This window comes from Tunturiibacter empetritectus, from assembly GCF_013410875.1.
GTDB lineage: Bacteria > Acidobacteriota > Terriglobia > Terriglobales > Acidobacteriaceae > Edaphobacter > Edaphobacter empetritectus.
In genome coordinates, this window is record NZ_JACCCU010000001.1 from 2,151,478 (window position 1) to 2,172,537 (window position 21,060).

Here is a 21,060-nt window from a genome sequence, read left to right on the forward strand (position 1 = left end):
CGCAAACAAAGACCTGTTTGCGGGGACCCCGATTCGGGCGGTCACTTCGTGACTTGTGTTGCTTGTTTAGAGGCATGAGTCCTCGCGTTGCTCGGCTTTGGATTCCGAGCAACGCGAGGACCTTTGATGCTTGGCTGCCGAGACCGGTATACCCGTCACGAAGTGACCGCGCGCCGCGCAGGCGGCCCGTCCGGCAGGACATTTTTATTCGCCGAAGTTGACGGACTCGATGCCGAGGAATTCGGCGGACTGGCCCAGCTCTTCTTCGATGCGGAGGAGCTGGTTGTACTTGGCGATGCGGTCGGTGCGGGAGGCACTGCCGGTTTTGATCTGGCCTGCTCCTGTGCCTACGGCCAAGTCAGCGATGAAGGTGTCTTCGGTCTCGCCGCTGCGGTGGCTGATGATACTGGTGTAGCCGAAGCGACGGGCCAGCTCGATGGCTTCGAGGGTCTCGGAGACAGTGCCGATCTGGTTGACCTTGATGAGGATGGAGTTGGCTACTTTTTGTTCGATTCCCTGCTGGAGGCGCTGGGTGTTGGTGACGAAGAGGTCATCACCTACCAGCTGGACCTTGTCGCCGAGGACTTCGGTGAGGTGCTTCCAGCCGTCCCAGTCATCTTCGGCGAGGCCGTCTTCGATGCTGATGATGGGATACTGGCGAACCCAGTTCTCCCAGTATGCGGTCATCTCGGCGGAGGAGAGTTCGCGCTTGTCGGATTTCTTGAAGACGTACTTGCCGGATTCTTTGTCGTAGAACTCGCTGGAGGCGGGATCGAGGGCGATGGAGATATCTTCGCCTGGGGTGTAGCCGGCTAGCTGGATGGCTTCGAGGATGAGGTCGAGGGCCTCGTCGTTGGATTTGAGTGAGGGAGCAAAGCCGCCTTCGTCGCCTACGGCGGTGTTATAGCCCTTCTTCTTGAGGACGCCTTTGAGGGTGTGGAAGACCTCGGTGCCCCAGCGGAGCGCGTCGGAGAAGGTTTCGGCGCCGACGGGCATGACCATGAACTCTTGGAAGTCGACGTTGGAGTCTGCGTGGCTGCCGCCGTTAAGGATGTTCATCATGGGCGTGGGGAGGAGGCAGGCGTTGACTCCACCGAGGTAGCGGTAAAGGGGGAGTTTGAGGGCTTCGGCGGATGCGCGGGCTACGGCCATGGAGACGGCGAGGATTGCGTTGGCTCCAAGCTTGGATTTGTTCTCGGTGCCGTCGATGTTGATCATGGTGGCGTCGATGAGGCGCTGATTGCTGGCGTCCATGCCGGTGAGTTCGGGGCCGAGAATGGTCTCGACGTTTTCGACGGCCTGGAGGACGCCTTTGCCGAGGTAGTGCTCTTTGTCTCCGTCGCGGAGTTCTACGGCTTCGTGCTCGCCGGTGGAGGCTCCACTCGGTACGGCGGCACGGCCTTTGGCTCCGCTGTCGAGGAGGACGTCGGCCTCGACGGTGGGATTACCGCGGGAGTCCAGAATTTCGCGTGCATGGATTGAGACGATCTCGGTCATGTTGCTCCTGAATTGTGATTGGCTTGGCGTTGCGGAATGTTGGGCTACGACGCGGTGGTTCAAGCGTTCGTTTAACTTTGGGCGACGGTCGACTGGGAGGGTGCTGCCACCTGCGAGGGTGATGGACTCGACAAGCTTTGCGTCAGATGGGCTCACCTGTCGGATTCTAGCAAAGGAGACGTTGAGATTGCCGCAACGTCCAATGAATCGATGAGCGTTACCGGAGCGTTGAAGGGCTTATTAGCAGGGTCGATTCCGGGGTAAGGAATTTGTTCCATGGAAGCCGGGGGAGTTTTATTCTTTGGAGTGATAAGGGTGCTGAAAGACCGGGTGCTCTAGTTGGTCCAAGAAATTTTCGTCGAGGTATCACCATGAAGATGCACATCACTACCGTCGCTCTTGTTCTTGCTACTGCTCCCGCGTTCTCTCAGAGTGCGATGATGGGAGTCTCTCATCCTGACTCTGCTGTGATCTCGAGCACAGACGATGCGGCTCAGACGCCGGTAGCGAAGCCGAGTGCGGATGTTCCTGCGGTTGCTCCTGCGTCACCTGCGGTACAGTATGGGCCTTATGTCCCGTACCAGGGTGCGGCGGTTGCGGGTTCGAGCTTGATGACGGCTGAACCTTCGGCGGACGATCCGAACGATCCGGACGCGATGATTGTGACGAGTGTGCCGGAGCGTAGTGGCACTTTGCGGGAAGGGACTCTGCTGAAGGTAAAGATCGGCGAGACGCTGGCTACAGACAGGACGATCGCGGGGACGAGATTTTCGGCGACTGTTACGGAAGCAATCGAGAGGAATGGACGTGTGATCATTCCCGCTGGATCAATTCTTGAGGGGCGAGTGACGGAGGTTCGCGGTGGGCGGCGAATTACGGGTGCGGCGTTGCTGCATCTGGAGACGAACGATGTCACGCTGCCGGATGGGACGCACTATATTGTTCATGCTCAGCTGATCGATACGGGCAAGAGCGAGTTCAATGTCAACAACGAAGGAACGTTGAAGCGCAAGGATCATCCGAAGGAGATGCTGGCGGTTGCGGGCGGCGTGACTGGGGCGAGCGCGGTGGCTGGAGCGCTGGTTGGCGGCGGCGTTGGCGCAGTGGTGGGTGCTGGCATTGGAGCGGGCGTGAGCACGGTGATCTGGTTGAAGCAGGATCGACAGGCTACGCTGCCGAAGGATGAGCTGCTGGTGTTCAGTCTGACTACACCAATGATTTTGACTCCGCTGAGTGGCTCGCCCGTGAGTAGCTTGAATCCTGTTGCGGTGGGTGGAGTGGGCGCTACGCAGTAACTTTGCGAGCGATACAGCCTGTTCACCCAATTCTCTGCGTGAACAGGTTGCGAATGTTCCGTGAGTCTTGTGTCGTTCTACGACACAAGCGACACCATTTGATACAACGAGATGTCTTCAGCCGGTCTGCCGATCTTACCCCGTGTGTAGGAAAGGACACTTCATGGCTGTTTCTATCTCTGGCTCTCTCTCGTCTCAATCGCCCGTTGCTGCTCCCTCGCCCTCTGAATCGACCCCAACGGAGGTCGTTCAGAGACCGGTTTCGGCACCCGGGGACACGGTGAAGCTCTCGCAAGCTGCGCAGATTCACCTGATGAAGCAACAGGGGCAGGCACTCTTTCAAATAGCTTCAAACCTTGGCATCCCGGTTGCAACCGTCGATGGCTATCTGGGTGTTACCGTGCCGAAGGCTGCTCCGGCAGCCAGTGCGACTCCAAGCGTAAAGGCGGCCGCGGTCCCGGCAAAGGGGTGATGGATTCCTTAGCGTGCCCGCTCATTCGATGGCTACTGCGGTTGAGTATGTTTTAGCAGGGCTCTTGCGGAGCCCCCTTTTTCTTTGTCGGTGTGATGAGTGCTGACGCGATTCCTCGTTGATAGGCGGTGGTTAGGCAACGTAGAGGCAAAGATGAAATACGGGGATCTCTACGCTGCGTCGAGCGATGAGACTGCGCGACTTCGGTCGAGATGACGAATCATGAGGGGAGACGACAGAAACGGTTTAGTGGGCCGCGGTTTAGTAGGCCGCGAAGGTTGCTTTCATGGCGCTCTCCTCTTGGCGGATGCGATTGGCGAAGAGGATGAGGACAATAGGCAGACCGACTGCGAGCGTGTGATAGGCGTGAAGTACAAGGGCAACACCTACCAGCTCCGGAGTTGCGTTCAAAAAGTAGTTGGGGTGCCTGGTGAGACGAAAGAAGGGATGAAGCACGAGGGCGTGATCCCGGGCGATCAGAAGTTTGACGGTCCAGAGGCGGCCGAGAAGGTGGATGACTACGAGGAGGGCGATGACGCTGATGCCGTAGAGTACGAATCCGACGGCAGAGACGAGGTCAAAGGGTGCGTTGCGGATCGCTCCTTCGATAGCTGCAGCGATGAGGTAGCTGGTGTAGGCGATGGTGAGGATCTTAGAGTTGAGCACACCGTACTCGGTGGCGCCATTCTTTCGGAGGGCTCGCTGGTGGCGGATTGATATCGCCAGAGTTGCGAGACGAAAGAGGAAGACGAAGGCGATGAAGGCCAAGGCTGCGGGTCTCATGTCATTAAGGATGCTCGATGGTGGCTGCGCGCCCGTTGCATTTTAGAGCCCCGTCAAAGTAGTAGAGTCCTATCGACGAGCGGATGAACAGAGAGATGAACAGGCAAAAGCTAGGGATCCTTTCGCTCCGCTCGGGTCGATTGAGGTGAAGGATATTGCTATTTTGATAGTGAGAGGCAGGAAACAGCAACGGCAAGGGCGGGCTGACGCGCCTTCGGCGCCTTTTTTGCGGCTTGATGCTTGCTCGTTGCCTGCGGCTAGTTGCGGACCTGGGCCAGTAGGCGCTTCCAGTTTTTCTGATTGCGGCGGTAGCTTTTTTTCAGGTCTTCTAGGATTCGCTCGAAGTCGGCGTGGCCCTTTAGCTTGCGCCAGGCTGGGTTGATGCTGAACCAAGGGTAGTTCTCGTTGCCTAAGTAGATGGCGCGGCGAAGCCAGTGGAGAGCTTCGGACTCGTCTCCTTCGAGGGCGAAGTAAGTGGCGAGGCGGTAGGCCATCTCGCTGTCGGCTTCGGCGGCGGAGAGGGTCTCGTCGACGATGAAGGTGGCGGCTTTTTCGCGTTCGCCGAGCTGGACGTAGCAGAGGGCGATCGTCGGGAAGACGATGCGGAGGGAGGTGTCGTCGCGGATGACGTTTTCCAGGGTTTCGATGGCCTTGGGGAGGTCGCCGGTGCGCATCTGCTGGTAGCCGAGAGAGATTCTGAGCAACGGCTGGCGGGGTTCGAGGGTGAGGCCCTTTTCGATCTCGTCGGAGGCCAGCTCCATCTGGTTTTGGTACTGGTAGACGCGGGCGCGGTGGTTGTAGATCATGGCGGCGTTCGAGGGGTTCATGCGGAGCGAGGCGTTGAACTGCTCGAGGGCCTCGTCGTACATGCCGTCGATGCGGAGGGTCTGGCCGGCGACGAGGCGGACGTTCCAGTCGTTGCCTGCGGTCTGGAGGAGGTTTTCGATGCCGTGGCGGGCGGACTCTTTTTCTCCGCGGGAGAGGAGCATGTAGACGCGGTAGAGATTGGCTTCGACGGAGCCTGGGTCTAGCTGAAGGGCTTTGTCGAAGGCGCGACGGGCTTCGAGGACGTGCATCTGGCCACCGAGGCCGTGGCGAACGTACTGGAGATGGGTAACACCGAGGCCGGACCAGGCGGGGGAGTATTTTTCATCCTGGCTGACGACAGAGGTGAAGAGCTCGCAGGCGCGGTTGAGGTCGTCGCGGGAGCCGGTGCGGGTCATGAAGGAGGAGAGGACGGCGCGGGCCTGGAGATACTCCTCGGAGAGCGCCTGATTGAGGGAGCGCGCGGGTGGTGCGCCGGCACGGTTGTTTTCCTGAGGGGCGAGGTCGCCAAAGCCCTGGAGAGTGCTGAAGACTTCGTTACAGATCTCGGATTGCACGGAGACGAGATCGAAGGAGGCTACGTTGATGGAGCCGCCGGCGCGGACGCTCTGGTTGGGGACGTCGAGGAGCTGCCAGTTGAGATCGAAGCCTTTGTCGGAGCGAAGAAAGTTACCGGCCAGGACATAGTTAACCAGCAGCTTTTTGCCGATGCTTAAAGGGTCGAGCTGCTGGGTGGGGATGTTCATAAAAGAGCTGGAGGGGCGGACGACGAGGGTGGACATACGGGTGAGGCGGGTGGCGATGGCGTCGGCTAGGGCGTAGCCGTAGAGGGGTGCGACGTCGGCGGGCCCGAAGTTGACGAAGGGCAGGACGACGATGCTGTTTTGATTGCTGGTGGAGGAGGTGCCGGACTCCCGGAAGCGCTCGGCGAGCATGGAGAGGATACCGGTGGTGCGCTTTTCTTCATCAGGGGTGTCGAGGGGGAGGCGGGCCTGATTAGGGCGGAGGGAGATGTTGTCGCCGGGGAGGAGGACGGAGTCGAGCTGCATGGCGCGCATGATGGTCTTGAGCGCATCGCGGACCTCGGCCGCGGAGCCAAAGCGGGCGGAGGGCTGCTTTTCGAGGCAGCGCAGGATGACGGATTCGAGTTCGACGGGGAGGTCGGGGGCGATGTCGCGGATGGGGGGCGGGTCGGCGAACTGGATGGCGCGGATGGACTGGAACTCGGCGGCGTCGGGACGGTGGAAGGGGTGGCGGCCGGTGGCGAGCTCGTAGAGGATGAGGCCGAGGGCGAAGATGTCGGACTGGACGCTGGACTGGCCGGTGACGAACTGCTCGGGCGCCATGTAAGCGATGGTGCCTCCGCGGGCGGTGTAGGTGGCTCCGGCGAGCGGGGTGCGTTTGTTCACGGGTCCGCCGGGGTCAAACTCGGTCTGATCGGGGCGGAGGCGGCGAGCGAGGCCGAAGTCGAGGATCTTGATGAGGCCACCGTCGGTGAGCATGACGTTGGCTGGTTTGAGGTCGCGGTGGAAGATGCCGAGCGAGTGGGCGGCGGAGAGGCCGTCGGAGGTCTGGATGCCGGCGGAGAGGACGAGCTGGAGGCTGGCGGGGCCTTCGGCGATGAGCTTGTCGAGGGACTTGCCGGGGATGTACTGCATGACGATGTAGGCTTCTTCCCCGCTGCCGTTCTCTTCCAGGGCTTCGCCGACGTCGTAGATGGCGCAGACGTTAGGGTGGTCGATGGCGGAGGCGAGGCGGGCTTCGCGAAGCTGGGTGGCGCGCATCTGCTCGATGGTGAGGTTGCCGCGCTTGAGGAGTTTGAGCACGACGGGGCGCTGGAGGAGGGTGTCATTGGCGAGGTATACGACGCCGCTGCCGCCGGTGCCGATCTTGCGGACGAACTCGTACTGCTTGATCTCGCGGCGCTTCATGGATTGATTATCGCAAGGCGCAAGGGTGTGGATGGTTGAGGGAGGGTTATTTGTGGGGTATACCTTCTATGGGCGCTTTCTGGCCGGTTCCAGATTGGGAAGGAGCCAGGTGAGGAGGCCGATGGCGGGCAGGTAGGCGCAGAGCTGATAGACGTGGATGATGCTGGTGGCGTCGGCTACTTTGCCGAGAACGGCGGCGCCGATGCCTCCCATGCCAAAGGCGAAGCCGAAGAAGAGGCCGGAGATCATGCCTACGCGGCCGGGGACAAGCTCCTGCGCGTAGACGAGGATTGCTGAGAAGGCGGAGGCGAGGACGAAGCCGATGATGACGGTGAGGATGGCAGTCCAGAGCAGATTGGCGTGGGGCAGGATGAGGGTGAAGGGCAGGACGCCGAGGATGCTGACCCAGATGACGTACTTGCGGCCATAGCGGTCGCCTACGGGTCCGCCGATAAGGGTTCCGGCGGCGACTGCGGCGAGGAAGAGGAAGAGCAGCTCCTGCGAGGTGCGGACGGAGACCTGGAAGCGGCTGATGAGGTAGAAGGTGTAGTAGCTGGTGAGGCTGGCGAGATAGAAGTACTTCGAAAAGATGAGTGCGATGAGTACCGCGATGGCTCCGATGACTTTGCCGCGGGAGAGGTGGGTGTGGGGAGTGACTTCGGGGCGCTTGTTGGCGGCGGTGTTGGCGTGGGTGGTGCGGTACCAGCGGCCAACCCAGATGAGGATGCAGATGGCGAGGAGAGCAGGGATGGCGAACCAGGCCATGCCGATCTGTCCGCGCGGCAGGACGATGAAGGCTGCGAGGAGTGGGCCGATGGCTGAGCCGGCGTTTCCGCCAACCTGGAAGAAAGACTGCGCGAAGCCGTGATGACCACCGGAGGCCATGCGCGCGATGCGGGAGGATTCGGGGTGGAAGATGGCGGAGCCGATGCCGACAAAGGAGGCCGCAAAGATGAGCCATCCGAAGGTGGGTGCCACGGCGAGGAGGAGCAGGCCGGCAAGGGTGAAGGTCATGCCGATGGGCAGAGCGAAGGGACGGGGAGTGCGGTCTCCCAGATGGCCGATGACGGGCTGAAGGAGAGAGGCGGTGATCTGGAAGGTGAGAGTGAGGATGCCGATCTGGGTGAAGTTGAGGTGGAAGGAGCTTTTAAGGATGGGATAGATGGAGGGCAGCAGGGACTGCACCATGTCGTTGAGGAGATGGCAGAAGCTAGCGGCAGTGAGGACGCGCAGCAGAGTCCGGGAGGAGGATGCGGCGGAGAGTGGGGTGGCTACGGTGGAGGTCTGACCCATGGATTAAGGGTAGCGTGTCCGGGCAGGCATAGCTGTATAGATTTTTCCTATGAAGCCGGATAGTGAGTTGAGAGTTGTCTCGGCGACGAAGTCATCCTCGGTCATGTCAAATTCGATGTGCTTGGATTAGTGGCGGGGGCCAGTGGGTTTTTCCCAGGGGCGGGGGTCGACGGGGTCGTCTTGCCATTTTTGGCGGCGGCCTACGAAGTACATGATGGCTCCGAAGAGGAACATGAGGAGACCCCAGGTGAGGTTGAGGTTAATGCCCATGGATTTTTCGTAGACGGCGGCGCTGTGGCGGGTGATGAGGCCGTAGACGCTCATGAGGCCGCCGATGAGCAGGAAGATCAGGCCGAGGGGGATGCGGATGTCTAGTCCCAAGATGTGTCCTTTTCGTAGTTGAGGTTAATTATGCACCGAAGAGGAGCATGGCTATCCGTAAATCCCACAAAGGTGGTGCTCCGTTACACCCTGCGGCGTGGGACTATTCTTTGCGCCTCCCCGGAGCAAAAACATGATGCCGAAGTGTCCCGAATGTGTAAGTCAAGGTGAAGTGAGACGATCCCATCGTCATCCACTCGATAAACTACTTAGCCTGATCTTTCTGTTTCCGTTCCGATGTGACCGTTGCGATCGCCGTTTCTTTCGTTTTCAGAGGCCGGTGGATCAGCAGACGGTACCGAGATAGATCAGCAACTCTGAAAACACGAAAGACAGTGCCGTCACCGTCTTCCATCTTCTGAATGGTTGATGGTAAGGGCTGCTTGTTGTTTTGGCATGACTACGCGAAGACGAGGTTGAGGACGATGAGCATGGCGAGGACGACGAGGCCGAGGGTAGCGGGCTTCTGATACCAGCTGAGGTGGGTATCGATGGGCTTGGGAGTGAGGGAGTAGACGAGGCCTACCAGTTCAGGCTCGGGTCGGGGCTTAGTGACGAGGGAGACAGCGATAGTGACGAGCAGGTTGATGGTGAAGGCGAAGATGGCGGTCCAGAAGTTCTGCGCCATATCGCTGGGGTAGTGGTGGAGGATGGCGATCCAGCCGCCGTGGATGCCGGGGGACGCATCGGCTGGCAGGGTGAGGCCGTGGTGCACGAGAGCTGCGCCGGTGCCGGCGATCAATCCTGTAAACGCACCGTGGCCTGTCGTCCGCTTCCAGAACATGCCTAGCAGGAAGGTGGCGAAGAGGGGGGCGTTGACGATGGAGAAGACAAGCTGGAGCGCGTCCATGATGTTGTTGAAGTTAGTGACGAGGTAGGCGGCGCCGACGGAGAGGGCGACGCCTCCGATGGTGGCCATACGACCCATCCAGAGGTAGTGGGCGTCGGTTTCCTTTTTGTTGATGTAGGCTTGGTAGATGTCGTAGGTCCAGACAGTGTTGAAGGCGGTGACGTTGCCTGCCATGCCGGACATGAAGCTGGCGAGGAGGGCGGTCAGGCCTAGACCAAGGATTCCGGTTGGGAAGAAGTGGAGGAGCATGACGGGGATGGCGAGGTCGTAGTTATAGACGGGGTTGCCGTGGTTGTCGAGGACGGCCTGGCCGGTGACGGGGTTGGTCTTTTCGGGGATGATGCCGTGAGGGTGCTGGTCGTCGAGGGGTGGGGTGTAGAGGGCGGGCTCGGTGCCTTCGACGCCGTGATGGGTGACGGTGAGGGACTGGGTGACGACGGGTGTGGTCTGGCCTGCTCCGGCCATGTGGCTGGTGACCGTGACGGCGATGAGGCCGGGGAGGATGACCAGGAAGGGGAAGAACATCTTGGGGATGGCGGCGATGAGGGGGACGCGGCGGGCGGAGACTTCGGAGTCGGCGGCCATGGCCCGCTGGATGACCAGGAAGTCGGTGCACCAGTAGCCGAAGGAGAGAACGAAGCCAAGGCCCATGGCGAGACCGACCCACTCGACGCCGAGGGTGTTGGTGGAGGCGTGGGCCATGCCGCGCCAGGAGTGGGTCATGGTGGCGGGGAGGGTTTGCTTGATTCCCTGCCAGCCGCCTACGTTGCGAAGGCCGATCCAGACCAGGGGGGCGAAGCCGGCGACGATGAGGAAAAACTGAAGGACCTCGTTGTAGATGGCGCTGGTAAGACCGCCGAGAAAGATATAGCCCAGCACAATAATTGCCGATAGGAAGACTGAGACGTGAAAGACATAGGCGTCGGGGATGATGCCGTGGAAGAGGCCGAGGGTTTGAATCAAAAGCGCCATGGCGTACATGGAGATGCCGGAGGAGAGCACGGTCATGATGGCGAAGGAGAAGGCGTTGACGGCGCGGGTCTTCTCGTCGAAGCGCATGCGGAGGTACTCGGGCACCGATCTCGCTTTAGACCCGTAGTAGAAGGGCATCATGAAGATGCCGACGAAGACCATCGCAGGGATGGCGCCGATCCAGTAGAAGTGGCTGGTGATGATGCCGTACTTGGCGCCTGAAGCGCCCATGCCGATGACCTCCTGGGCGCCGAGATTCGCGCTGATGAAGGCGAGTCCGCAGACCCAGGCCGGAATGGAGCGGCCGGCGAGAAAGAAATCGTTCGAGGTGCGCATGTAGCGCTTGAGGGCGAAGCCTATGCCCAGAACGAAGACGAAATAGACCAGCATGATGAGCCAGTCGATGATGGAGAGATTCACGGTAACCCTTGTTGTTCTAATGCTGCTCGGCGCAGTTTTCGCTACGGGAAGTTGGATGGTACTGGGCCAACTGTAAATTGTTTTGGTATGGTCTTCCAAATTTTGTAGGGTGTTGGAGTAGGATTTCAGGGAGATTTAGACCTGAGACATGGACAAAATGTTGCAGGGATCTCACTTTTTTTCCTAAAGTAGAGAATCTGGTTACCAACGTTTGATCGAGAGCGTGCATCACAAGGATTGAATTGGTCGGATCACCTGTGGCTGCAAGAGACGTGAATTTTCTGAAAAGAGGTTCTGAATTGGATTTACTGGTGAACTCTCCTTTGGAGCAACCGACCTCTCGAATGCCGGCCACCCTTCTCCTTATCGATGACAATGCTGTACAGGCTGCGACCCGGCAGACGATTTTGAAGCGGGCGGGGTACTTTGTAATTGCGGCTCTGAATCCGTCGCGGGCGCTGGAGCAGATTCAGCGGGGCGAATTTCCTGCAGAGATCGGGTTGGTGATTACGGACCACTTGATGCCGGGGATGACGGGTGCGGATTTTGTTCGCGCTTTGCGCAAGACCAATCCGGCGCTGCCTGTGCTGGTCATTAGCGGGCTACAGGAGGCCGAAGAAGAGTACCGGGAGTTGAATGTGACGTTTCGGATGAAACCGCTGATGCCGGATCATCTGCTGGCGACTGTGCACGGCCTGGTGCGGGATGGACGGCGCGACTCGGACGTATTGCCACAGTAGCGAGTTTAGTCTGTGGCTGTATTGCTTGGCTGTGGCCCATCGTGACTGGCGTGCTTCCTGTGGACTTGTCCGGTAAACGATGCGTCCATCCATTGGTTGATTGCTGATACGCTCTGCGCTTGAGAGAATAAGGGCAGAGGAATTCATGCGACTGCATCCTATGCCGGAGTTTGGTAGTTTTACGCTGTTGCTGGCTCTGGCACTGAGCGCTTACACGTTGGTAATAGGTGGGGTTGCGTTGTGGCGTACGCACGGGATGGCGGCGGGCGTCGACGGCGGCGCGAGGCGATTGGGGGAGACGGCTCGGCGGGCGGGGATATCCAGTTTCGTCGCACTGAGCAGCGCAGCGTTTGCGCTGGTGTGGGCTTCGTTTACCAACGACTATTCGGTCTCGTACATTCTGCACCACACGAATCGCGATTTGAATACGGCTTACAAGTTCTCTGCGCTGTGGTCGGGGCAGGAGGGTTCGCTGCTGCTTTGGGCTTGGCTGCTGAGTGCTTATGGATTTGTACTGCGGATGCGGCACAAGGTGGATGTGCGGCTGTCGGCGTTTGCTTCGACGATTCTGGCTGGGATTCAGGTCTTCTTTCTGCTGCTGCTGAACTTTGCGGCTCCTCCGTTTGCGATTCAGCCAGGGCCGGTTGCTGCGGATGGGTTTGGGTTGAATCCGCTGTTGCAGTATCCGGAGATGGTGATTCATCCTCCAATGCTTTATTTAGGCTACGTCGGATTTTCTGTGCCGTTTGCGTTTGCGCTGGGTGCGCTGATGATGCGGTATCCGGGGGAGAAGTGGATTCACATCACGCGGCGCTGGACGATGGTGACGTGGCTGTTTTTGACGTGCGGGATCTTCCTGGGAGCGCACTGGGCTTATAGCGTGCTGGGCTGGGGCGGGTACTGGGGTTGGGATCCGGTGGAGAATGCGAGCCTGATGCCGTGGCTGACGGGGACGGCGTTTCTGCACTCGGTGATGATGCAGGAGAAGCGCGGGATGATGAAGAGCTGGAATGTGTGGCTGATCTTCTCGACGTTCATGCTGACGATTCTGGGGACGCTGCTGACGCGGTCGGGGATTGTGAGCTCGGTGCATGCGTTTGCGCAGAGCTCGATTGGGGACTGGTTCTATGGGTTCATCCTGATTGTGTTTGCGGTGTGTTTGTTTACGTTCTTCAAGCAGCGGGATCATTTGAAGTCGGAGAACAGGCTGGAGTCGCTGGTGAGCCGCGAGTCTAGTTTTCTGTTCAACAATCTGATCCTGCTGGCGGCTTGTTTTACGGTGCTGTGGGGGACGCTGTTTCCGGTGCTGAGCGAGTATGTGCAGGGCACGAAGGTCACGATGGGTGCTCCGTTTTATAACCGCGTGAATCTGCCGATTGGATTGTTTCTGCTGTTTCTGACGGGGATTGGGCCGCTGCTGGCGTGGCGTTCGACTTCGCTGCGGTCGATTCGACGGAATTTTATTCTGCCTTCGATTGCTATGGGCGTCGCGCTGGTGGTGTTAGTGGGCGTGGGCGTGAGGCCGTGGGCGGCTGGGGACGATTGGCAGGCTACGCTGTTTTCGCTGGTGACGTTTACGCTGGCGGCTGGTGTGATTACGGCGATTGGGGCGGAGTTTCTGCGCGGAGCGAATGTGGTTGCTACGCAGACGGGTAAGAACCTGGTGGCTTCTACGGTGCTGCTGGTGCGGCGGAATACGCGGCGCTATGGCGGGTATATTGTTCACTTCGGCATCGTGGTGATGTTTATCGGGATTGCCGGTGGGGCGTTCAACCAGTCGCATGAGCAGGAGATGGGCTTTGGCGATACGTTGAAGCTGGGCCCGTATCGGCTGGTGTGCAAGAGCTATACGCAGGACAGCAACCGGAACTACGACACGGAGTATGCGTTGATGGATGTCTTCCGTGGGGGGAAGAAGATTACGCAGCTTGCTCCGGAGAAGCGGTTTTACATTGCGAGCCAGACGTCGTCGACGATGGTGGCGTTGCACTCGACGCTGGCGAGCGATCTGTATGTGATCTATGAGGGGAAGAATCCTGATACGGATCGGCCGATCATCAAGGTGTTTCTGAATCCGCTGATGAACTGGATCTGGATTGGGGTTTTGATTGTGGTGGGGGGGACGTTCCTGGCGCTGGTGCCGAACCTTGCCCGGACCTCTGCGCGTGCGGCTGCGGAGACGCCGGTGATTAAGGCTGAGGTTCATCATGTTTGAGTTTGCTGCGCGGGTGTCCGGACGGACGGGCTCACGACGCTCAGTCACCCCGCAAACGAAGACCTGTTTGCAGGGACCCCGATTCGTGCGGGCACTTCGTGTCTTGTGTACCCCTTCGGGTGCGGCTCCCGTTGGTCGCTTTCAGTTTCGTCGCTTTGTCGGTGCTGGTTTGGTTTGTTTGCTCGCAGTGGTGATGCTGGGGGCTACTCCTGCATCGCGATTCGACAAGGTGGGTCACGAGATGATGTGTGCCTGCGGATGCGGGCAGATTCTTCTGGAGTGCAACCACGTGGGGTGCCCGGATTCAGACAGGATGATTGGAGAGTTGCGCGACCAGATTGCGGGTGGAGGCTCTGACAGCGCGGTGATGAGCTGGTTCGAGACGAAGTATGGGGCGACGGTGCTGGCGGCGCCGATACGTGGGGGGTTCGATAACGTGGCGTGGATCGCGCCGATGGCGGTGTTCTTGCTCGCGACGATTGGAACGGGATTGCTGGTGAGGATGTGGTCGCAGCGATCGGCGCAGCGTCGGGCTGTGAGTGCGGCGGGGCCTGTGTTGGGTGGCGATGCTGTGCGCGAGCGGATTCGGCGGGAGACGGAGTACTGAGATGGGCATGATCGCAGGTGTAATGCTGACGTTCGCGCTGTTTGGGTTTATCTTCTGGCCGGAGCGTAATCCTTTTGTTCAGGCGGATAAGACGCGGGTGGATTATCTGCGGGAACGGAAGGACGTTATCTATGAGAACCTGCGGGATCTGAACTTCGAGTATCTTGCTGGGAAGTATTCGGAGCAGGACTATGCGGAGCAGCGGGCTGGGCTTGAAGATGAGGCGGCGCGGGTGATTGCGGAGATGGAGGGGCTGGAGGCTCGTGGGGATTTTGGGCGGCGGAGTCGAGTTTGAACGACCGCGGATGCCGCGGATCTTGCGCGGATGCCGCTGGAGGAACGGCGTAACGGTGATACGGGGAATAAATGCTGATAAGAGCGGATTTGTTTGTTTTCGTTGCTTTAGGCAGGCGGCCTGGTTTGGGTTTGGCGACTGTTGATTTCGCGGATTTTGCGCGGTGCTGGGTTGCGATGCTTTTGCCAGCGTGTTTCTCTGCTGCCGGGTTGACGTAAACTTGAAGGGTGAGATACTTCCCTTCTTTTCTTCGACGTGTTGTTTTGGCTGCTGCTTTGGTGGCGACATTTTCCAGTCTGGCGTTTGCCGATTCGATCACCGGCACAGTTACAAATAAGACGACGAACAAGCCTGCGGCTGGCGATGATGTGGTGTTGATTCGCCTACAGCAGGGTATGCAGGAGGCCACGCGGACCAAGACGGACGCGAAGGGTCGTTTCACGCTGGATGTGCCGGCGAACGAGAGCCAGGCAATTCATCTGGTGCGGGTGACCCATGATAAGGCGAACTACTTTCGACCCGCGCCTCCGGGGACGCAGTCGGTTGAAGTGGATGTCTATAACGCTGCGGCAAAGGTTAAGGGTGTGAGCAGCGAGGCTGATGTGATGCGACTGCAGACGGACGAGAGCGGGAAGTCGCTGCGTGTGGTGGAGAATTTCTTTGTGAAGAACGAGTCGAGTCCTCCGTTGACGCAGTTCAGCGACAGACCGTTTGAGTTTTATCTGCCGGAGGGTGCGGTGGTGGAGGGGTCGGCTGCGCTGGCGCCGGGTGGGATGCCGGTGCAGGCTTCGCCAGTGCCGCTGGGAGAGCCGAATCACTATGCATTTATCTTTCCGATTCGGCCGGGCGAGACGCGGTTTCAGATTACGTACAAGCTGCCCTACAGCGGGAACCTGAAGTTTTCGCCTCGGGTGATGATGCCGACCGACACGATTGCGGTGATGATGCCGAAGAGCATGACGTTCAAGCCGGGACCTTCTGCACCGTATGCTCCGGTGACCGAAGAGACGACAGCGCAGACTTATGTGGCGCGGAATGTTGCTCCATCTCAGGCGCTCGACTTTACGATCTCGGGTACGGGACAGATGCCGCGAGATACCGGTGCTGCGGCGACGGCGGGTGAGGGTGGAGAGCCGGCAGATGCTTCGGCACAGACGGGTGCGGGCGGGGCTACGAGTCCGGCGGCAAGCGATACGCGGCCGGGTGGCGGCCTGGGCACTCCGCTCGATCCTGAGGGAACGAACGATCCCTGGGCCAAGTACAAGTGGTGGATTCTGGGTGGTCTTGGGCTGGTGCTGGCGGTGGGTGCGGGGGTGATGTTAAAGAATGGGCCTGCTGCTGCTGTGGGTGCGCCCGCTGAGGTTGCGGGTGGGAGTGGTTCCCTGGGAACTCCTGATTCCCTGCTTGCGGCGATGAAGGAGGAGTTGTTTTCGCTTGAGACCGATAAGTTACAGGGCAAGTTAACCGAGAGCGAGTATGTTGAGCAGAAGGCTGCGCTTGAGGTGGTGCTGCGCAGGGCATTAGCGCGTGGCGAACGGAGTAAAGAGACGTCTGATGTGGCGGGACCCGTAGTCTGAGGGACTGGCGATGAATACGTTCAAGTCGACGTTACTTCTGGTGCTGCTAACGGTGTTCCTGATTTTGATCGGGGATCGTTTTGGCGGCCGAAACGGCATGGTGCTGGCGTTTGTCCTGTCGGTTGCGTTCAACTTCGGGACTTACTTCTTCTCGGACAAGATAGCGCTGCGGATGTACAACGCACAGGCGGTGACGAGGGAGCAGTTGCCTCGGGCTTACGCGGCGGTGGAGAGGCTAACGGCGAAGCAGGGGCTGCCGATGCCGAAGATCTACGTTCTGCCGACGGAGTCTCCGAATGCATTTGCTACGGGGAGAAATCCGCAGCATGCTTCGGTGGCGGTGACGCATGGGATTCTGCAGCTGCTGGATGATGAGGAGTTGGAAGGTGTGCTGGCGCATGAGTTGGGGCATGTGCGAAATCGGGATATTCTGACCAGCTCGATTGCGGCGACGTTGGCGGGGGCAATTACGATGGTGGCGCGGATGGGCTACTATGCTTCGTTGTTTGGCGGGGGCGGTGGAAGAGACAGACGCGGCGGTGGCGGGCTGCAGGCTCTCTTGATGATTATTGTTGCGCCGATTGCAGCTTCGCTGATTCAGCTGTGGATCTCGCGAACGCGGGAGTTTGAGGCTGATGCGACGGGAGCGGCGACGACGGGGAATCCGTATGCGCTGGCTCGTGCGCTGCAGAAGCTGGATGAATATTCGAAGAGAATTCCGATGGAGGCTTCGCCTTCAAACGCGCATCTGTTTATCGTGGCTCCGCTACTAGGAAGCGGCGGCATTGCGGGTCTTTTTTCGACGCATCCTCCGATGAAGGAACGAATTCAACGGCTGATTGGAAGGGATCACATCTAGTGATTCGAGGGGACCAACTCTAGGATGCAGACTTTGCTTCGGGCTCTGCGGTTGTTTGCGATAGTGGCGTGGGTGGGAGGGCTGGGATTCTTCGCCTTTGTGGTGGCGCCTGTGGCTTTTCATAGTCTGGCGAGTGCGCATGATGCAGGGAGGGTAGTGGGTGGAACGCTGCGGGTGCTGCACTGGATCGGGCTGGTGGGGGGTGCAGTGTTCTATGTTGCGACAGCGTTGTTGTGGCTGCGGGCCAAAGTGGCGGCGAGGATGGAGTTTGCGATTGAGATGATTCTTGCCGGGATGATGATGGCGACAACGTACTATTCGCAGTTCAAAGTACTGCCGGCGATGGAGGTGGATCGGGCGCTGGCAGGTGGAGTGGTGGAGACGGCTCCGGTGGGGAACGCGGGGCGAGCGGACTTTGAGCGGCTGCATATTTTGTCGGAGCAGTTGGAGGGGTTCGTTTTCTTTTGCGGATTGGGTGTGGTGTTTGTACTGTCTCGTGAGTCGCATCAGGAGACGGTAGAATCTTAAGATCATGAAGATCTGCGCGATTGGTTTGCTGCGAGGAGATGCGGCGACTTTATTTTCCGGGACGGATGGCGATGAGTTGAAGATCGTCTGGAGGAGCTAGCGGTGTCGGCGTTGTGGTTGAGCCTGACGCTGGGGCTGGTAGCGGGTCTGGCTGATTTTCTGGGTGGATTTTTGCTGGTGCGGCAGTCGCCTTCGGCCCGGGCTCTGCGCTACTTCGTCGCGCTAGGCGCGGGTTTTATGCTGGCAGCGGCGATGCTGGAGATGATTCCGGAGGGTCTGCGGGTGAATGCGCGGTTTGCTCCGCTGCTGATTCTGGCTGGGTACTGCGGGGTGCATCTGCTGGAGCATTCGCTGGTGCCTCACTTTCACTTTGGGGAGGAGACGCACCACCACGAGTTTCTTTCAGCGAAGACCAGCTACTCGGTTCTGCTGGGATTGGCGACGCACACTTTTTTTGACGGGGTGGCTATAGGGTCGGGGTTTGTGCTGTCGCATTGGCTGGGATGGATTTTGTTCTTTGCGGTATTTCTGCACAAGATTCCTGAAGGCTTTACGATGGCGAGCGTGATGCTGGCGGGTGGCCGGGGCGCGGCGGCGGCGTTGAACTCGGCTTTGTTCCTGGGGGCCATGACGGTGCTTGGGGTGCTTGTGATTAATCTCGAGCCTAGCTGGGTGCGGGTGGGGCTGCCGTTGTCGGCCGGGGTGACGATCTATGTCGCGGCGACGGATCTGGTGCCGGAGGTGAACCGGGAACCTGGGTTGAGGATGGCTCTGGTGTTCTTCGCTGGGGTGGTGGTGTTTTTTATTCTGCGGCTGCTGGGGCCTGGGTAGGTTTTTGTTTTTTGGGAATACGCTTGTCCTGCCGAACGGGCTCCCTGCGCGGGAGGCGGTCACTTCGTGACTTGTACACCTTTTCCGGGGTATGGTGAGTTTGCTGGTCCTCCCGTTGGTCGGAATCGGCTGGAGTTAGCTGGCTGGATCGAGAGTGAGGGTTACGGTGGCGGAGTGCTGTAGGGGGCTTCCGGTGGGGGAGGTGGCAGTGCCGGTTACCGTGATGGTGTAGCTCTTTGCGGGTGAGGTTAGCTGAGGGTCGGAGTTGATGCGGGCTCCGCAGCCGCTGGCAAGGGTGAGGGTGACGCCGGCGATGGCCAGGATGATAAGTTTGGTTGCGGTGAGGTGGTGCTTGCGTCTGCGTAGAGCCGCGCGTGCAAGGGGACAAACGAGTAAGACTCCTGCAAGGAAGGATCGGTAGAGGCCGTGGGCTGAGGGGCTGTTTGTTGCGACGGTCGTAGGTGTCGCGATGGTCATGGTGAAGGAGTTGGGCGTGGCACCGGGAGGCAGGGTGGCGGGGTTGAAGGAGGCGGTGGCGAGATTCGGCAGGCCGGTGGCGGCGAGGGTGATGGGACTGGAGAGACTGTTCTGCGTCTGAACGGCGAAGGTAAAGCTGGCAGTGGAGCCGGAGAGGATGGTCTGCGTTGTGCTGCCAGTGGCGGAGAGAGCGAAGTCGGGTGTGGCGGGAGGGCCAGTTCCGACGGTGATCAGCTGCGGCGCAGAGAGGCTGGGGGTGAAGTTGGTGCTGCCGTCATAAACAGCAGTAAAGGTGTGAGAGCCCTGAGCGAGGAGGCTGGTGAGGAACACTGCGTCTCCAGAGGAGAGTGGGTTGGTGAAGAGAGGGCTGCTGCCATCGAGCAAGGTGACGGAGCCGGTTGGCGTGCCGGTAGTGGTGCTGGCGACGTGCACCGTGAGGGTAAAGGCTGATCCGGTTGATCCGGTGGCTCCAGTGGTGCCGGTAGCTACGAGGTTGCTGAGCGTGATGACGGTGCCGGCCGGGGTGATGGTAAGGGAGGGGTAGGGTGCAGCAATGGTGTAGTTCCCTGCTGTCGGTCCGGTGAGAGCAGGCGTGACGGGATAGGTTCCGGCGGACGAACCTGTAGTAGCGGCGGTGGTGAAGGCGACGGTGAGGTTTGCAGCATCCTGAGGGAGAACGCCGGTGAGAGTACCGCTGAGGCGTGGGATCGACTGACCGTACAGAACAAAAATAGGATCGGTGGTCGCAGTGAGTTGCTGAGGGTTGATGGTGAGAGCCAGCGGGGGACTCTGGGTGGAGGGATGAGTCTGATCGCCGGAGTAGATTGCGGTGAGACTATAGGCGCCAGCAGGCAAGGTGGTGGTTGAGAAGGTTGCGGTGTTAGAGACGAGCGGCGCGGTGCCCAGTGTCTTCGTTATGACGGAGGTGGTCGCTAGAAAGGTGATGCTGCCTGTGGCTGTATTATCCGCGGTGCTGGTGGCGAGGTTGGCTGTGAGCTGCCCGGTGCCGTAGGCGATGGCTGAGGGTGCGGTGAGGGTGAGTGCTCCGGGTGTAGTGGAACCGAGTCCCGCGATGGTGGTGATGTTGCTGCCTGCGGGCTGGGTCTCGACCTGACGGATGCGCTGATTGCCGGTGTCGGAGAGGGTGAGGCTGCTGGCGGGAGAGAGGGAGGTTGCGGTTGGGCTATCGAGCGAGGCGGCTGTGGGGGGGCCGTTGTCGCCGGAGAAGGTCTGGGTGCCGTCACCGACGACGGTGGTGATGAGGCCGGTGCTGGCGTCAATGCGGCGGATGCGGTGGTTCGCCGTGTCGGCGAGGTAGAGGTTGCCGGAGGCGTCGGCGGTGAGGCCGTGAGGGAGTGCGAGGGTTGCGGCAGACGCGGAAGCGGAGTCGCCGGAGAAGCCGGGCAGGCCAGTGCCGGCGATGGTGGTGATCAGGCCGGTGCTGGAGGTGATCTTGCGGATGCGGTGGTTGTGGGTGTCGGCAAGGTAGAGATTGCCGGAGGGGTCGATGGCAATGCCCGTGGGCGAGTCGATGGCAGCGGAGAGGACGGCGGCCCCGTCGCCGGAGTAGCCTTGCGTGCCTGTGCCGGCGATGGTGGTGATGAGACCAGTGCTGGCATCGATGCGGCGGATGCGGTGGTTCGCGGTGTCGGCGAGATAGAGGTTGCCGGAGGCGTCGATGGCGAGAGCGGTGGGGAGGTTGAGTTGGGCGGAGAGGGCGGGGGCGCCGTCTCCTGAAAAGCCCGAGGTGGTACCTGCGATGGTGGTGATGAAGCCAGTGGTTAGGTTGAGTCTGCGGATGCGGTGGTTGTGGGTGTCCGCGATGTAGAGGTTGTTTGCCGAGTCGAGGGCGAGGCCCTGGGGGGAGTCGAGGGTGGCAGAGGTGGCAGGACCTGTGTCGCCGGAAAAGCCCTGAGTGCCGGTGCCTGCGATGGTCGTGAGATTGCCGTTGGTGTCGACCTTGCGGATGACGTGGTTCCCTGTTTCGGCGAAGTAGAGATTGCCGGCTGAATCGAAGGCGATGGCGGAGGGAAGGACGAGAGGGATCGTCAGCGCAGAGACAGATGTGGTGTGGTTTGTGCGGGAAGGCTCGAGAGGGAGAGGAGCCAGAGCAGGAGGGGGAGCGCGATCCTGAAGGGAACGATTCTTGTGCGGAGAGGGTGAGGGAGGCTCTGCTTACCCATGAAGGCTGGTCAAACGTACTCTGCGAAGA

General features: G+C 59.9%; 17 protein-coding genes. 10 read left to right on the plus strand and 7 right to left on the minus strand.

Annotated elements, in window-relative coordinates; translation table 11 throughout:
* Window positions 1-204 precede the first annotated feature (204 nt).
* The gene (gene eno / locus HDF08_RS09230) at window positions 205-1,497 is read right to left on the minus strand and encodes a phosphopyruvate hydratase (protein ID WP_179638160.1); all 1,293 of its coding nucleotides are present in this window, start codon (window positions 1,495-1,497) and stop codon (window positions 205-207) included.
* Between the two features lie 371 nt (window positions 1,498-1,868).
* Here eno and HDF08_RS09235 point away from each other — a divergent pair, with 371 nt between their 5' ends.
* Together HDF08_RS09235 and HDF08_RS09240 are read left to right on the plus strand one after the other, a co-directional pair.
* Window positions 1,869-2,792: a hypothetical protein gene (locus HDF08_RS09235; RefSeq protein ID WP_179638161.1), complete on the plus strand. Its 924-nt coding sequence runs from the start codon at window positions 1,869-1,871 to the stop codon at window positions 2,790-2,792.
* A gap of 163 nt (window positions 2,793-2,955) precedes the next feature.
* Window positions 2,956-3,264 carry a hypothetical protein gene (locus HDF08_RS09240; protein WP_179638162.1) on the plus strand — a complete coding sequence of 103 codons (309 nt, stop codon included), beginning with the start codon at window positions 2,956-2,958 and terminating at the stop codon, window positions 3,262-3,264.
* A gap of 261 nt (window positions 3,265-3,525) precedes the next feature.
* Here HDF08_RS09240 and HDF08_RS09245 read toward each other — a convergent pair whose 3' ends face one another.
* The 5 genes from HDF08_RS09245 to HDF08_RS09265 form a co-directional block, all read right to left on the minus strand.
* On the minus strand, window positions 3,526-4,047 hold the full coding sequence (locus HDF08_RS09245; RefSeq protein ID WP_179638163.1) for an isoprenylcysteine carboxylmethyltransferase family protein: 522 nt from the start codon (window positions 4,045-4,047) through the stop codon (window positions 3,526-3,528).
* Between the two features lie 257 nt (window positions 4,048-4,304).
* Window positions 4,305-6,803, minus strand: a complete 2,499-nt coding sequence (locus HDF08_RS09250; protein WP_179638164.1) for a serine/threonine-protein kinase — start codon at window positions 6,801-6,803, stop codon at window positions 4,305-4,307.
* 66 nt (window positions 6,804-6,869) lie between these two features.
* Entirely contained in the window at window positions 6,870-8,096 is a 1,227-nt protein-coding gene (locus HDF08_RS09255; protein ID WP_179638165.1) for an MFS transporter, read from the minus strand.
* Between the two features lie 126 nt (window positions 8,097-8,222).
* Entirely contained in the window at window positions 8,223-8,477 is a 255-nt protein-coding gene (locus HDF08_RS09260; protein ID WP_179638166.1) for a hypothetical protein, read from the minus strand.
* A 400-nt stretch (window positions 8,478-8,877) separates the two neighbouring features.
* Window positions 8,878-10,719 carry a sodium:solute symporter family protein gene (locus HDF08_RS09265; RefSeq protein WP_179638167.1) on the minus strand — a complete coding sequence of 614 codons (1,842 nt, stop codon included), beginning with the start codon at window positions 10,717-10,719 and terminating at the stop codon, window positions 8,878-8,880.
* A gap of 344 nt (window positions 10,720-11,063) precedes the next feature.
* On the opposite strand from HDF08_RS09265, the gene HDF08_RS09270 reads away from it, so the two are divergent.
* From HDF08_RS09270 to HDF08_RS09305, 8 genes are all read left to right on the plus strand, one after another.
* The gene (locus HDF08_RS09270) at window positions 11,064-11,459 is read left to right on the plus strand and encodes a response regulator (RefSeq protein ID WP_179638168.1); all 396 of its coding nucleotides are present in this window, start codon (window positions 11,064-11,066) and stop codon (window positions 11,457-11,459) included.
* Window positions 11,460-11,604: 145 nt separating this feature from the next.
* Window positions 11,605-13,674: a heme lyase CcmF/NrfE family subunit gene (locus HDF08_RS09275; protein WP_257030935.1), complete on the plus strand. Its 2,070-nt coding sequence runs from the start codon at window positions 11,605-11,607 to the stop codon at window positions 13,672-13,674.
* Between the two features lie 67 nt (window positions 13,675-13,741).
* Window positions 13,742-14,281 carry a cytochrome c-type biogenesis protein gene (locus HDF08_RS09280; RefSeq protein WP_306459675.1) on the plus strand — a complete coding sequence of 180 codons (540 nt, stop codon included), beginning with the start codon at window positions 13,742-13,744 and terminating at the stop codon, window positions 14,279-14,281.
* A gap of 1 nt (window position 14,282) precedes the next feature.
* On the plus strand, window positions 14,283-14,576 hold the full coding sequence (locus HDF08_RS09285) for a hypothetical protein (RefSeq protein WP_179638169.1): 294 nt from the start codon (window positions 14,283-14,285) through the stop codon (window positions 14,574-14,576).
* A 278-nt stretch (window positions 14,577-14,854) separates the two neighbouring features.
* On the plus strand, window positions 14,855-16,153 hold the full coding sequence (locus HDF08_RS09290) for a peptidase associated/transthyretin-like domain-containing protein (RefSeq protein ID WP_373563149.1): 1,299 nt from the start codon (window positions 14,855-14,857) through the stop codon (window positions 16,151-16,153).
* Window positions 16,154-16,163: 10 nt separating this feature from the next.
* On the plus strand, window positions 16,164-17,012 hold the full coding sequence (locus HDF08_RS09295) for a zinc metalloprotease HtpX (protein ID WP_179638171.1): 849 nt from the start codon (window positions 16,164-16,166) through the stop codon (window positions 17,010-17,012).
* A 24-nt stretch (window positions 17,013-17,036) separates the two neighbouring features.
* Window positions 17,037-17,540: a DUF4149 domain-containing protein gene (locus HDF08_RS09300; RefSeq protein WP_179638172.1), complete on the plus strand. Its 504-nt coding sequence runs from the start codon at window positions 17,037-17,039 to the stop codon at window positions 17,538-17,540.
* A 102-nt stretch (window positions 17,541-17,642) separates the two neighbouring features.
* The gene (locus tag HDF08_RS09305; RefSeq protein WP_179638173.1) at window positions 17,643-18,371 is read left to right on the plus strand and encodes a ZIP family metal transporter; all 729 of its coding nucleotides are present in this window, start codon (window positions 17,643-17,645) and stop codon (window positions 18,369-18,371) included.
* Between the two features lie 135 nt (window positions 18,372-18,506).
* Here HDF08_RS09305 and HDF08_RS09310 read toward each other — a convergent pair whose 3' ends face one another.
* Window positions 18,507-20,957, minus strand: coding sequence for an NHL domain-containing protein (locus tag HDF08_RS09310; RefSeq protein WP_179638913.1), 2,451 nt, complete (start codon window positions 20,955-20,957; stop codon window positions 18,507-18,509).
* Window positions 20,958-21,060 lie beyond the last annotated feature (103 nt).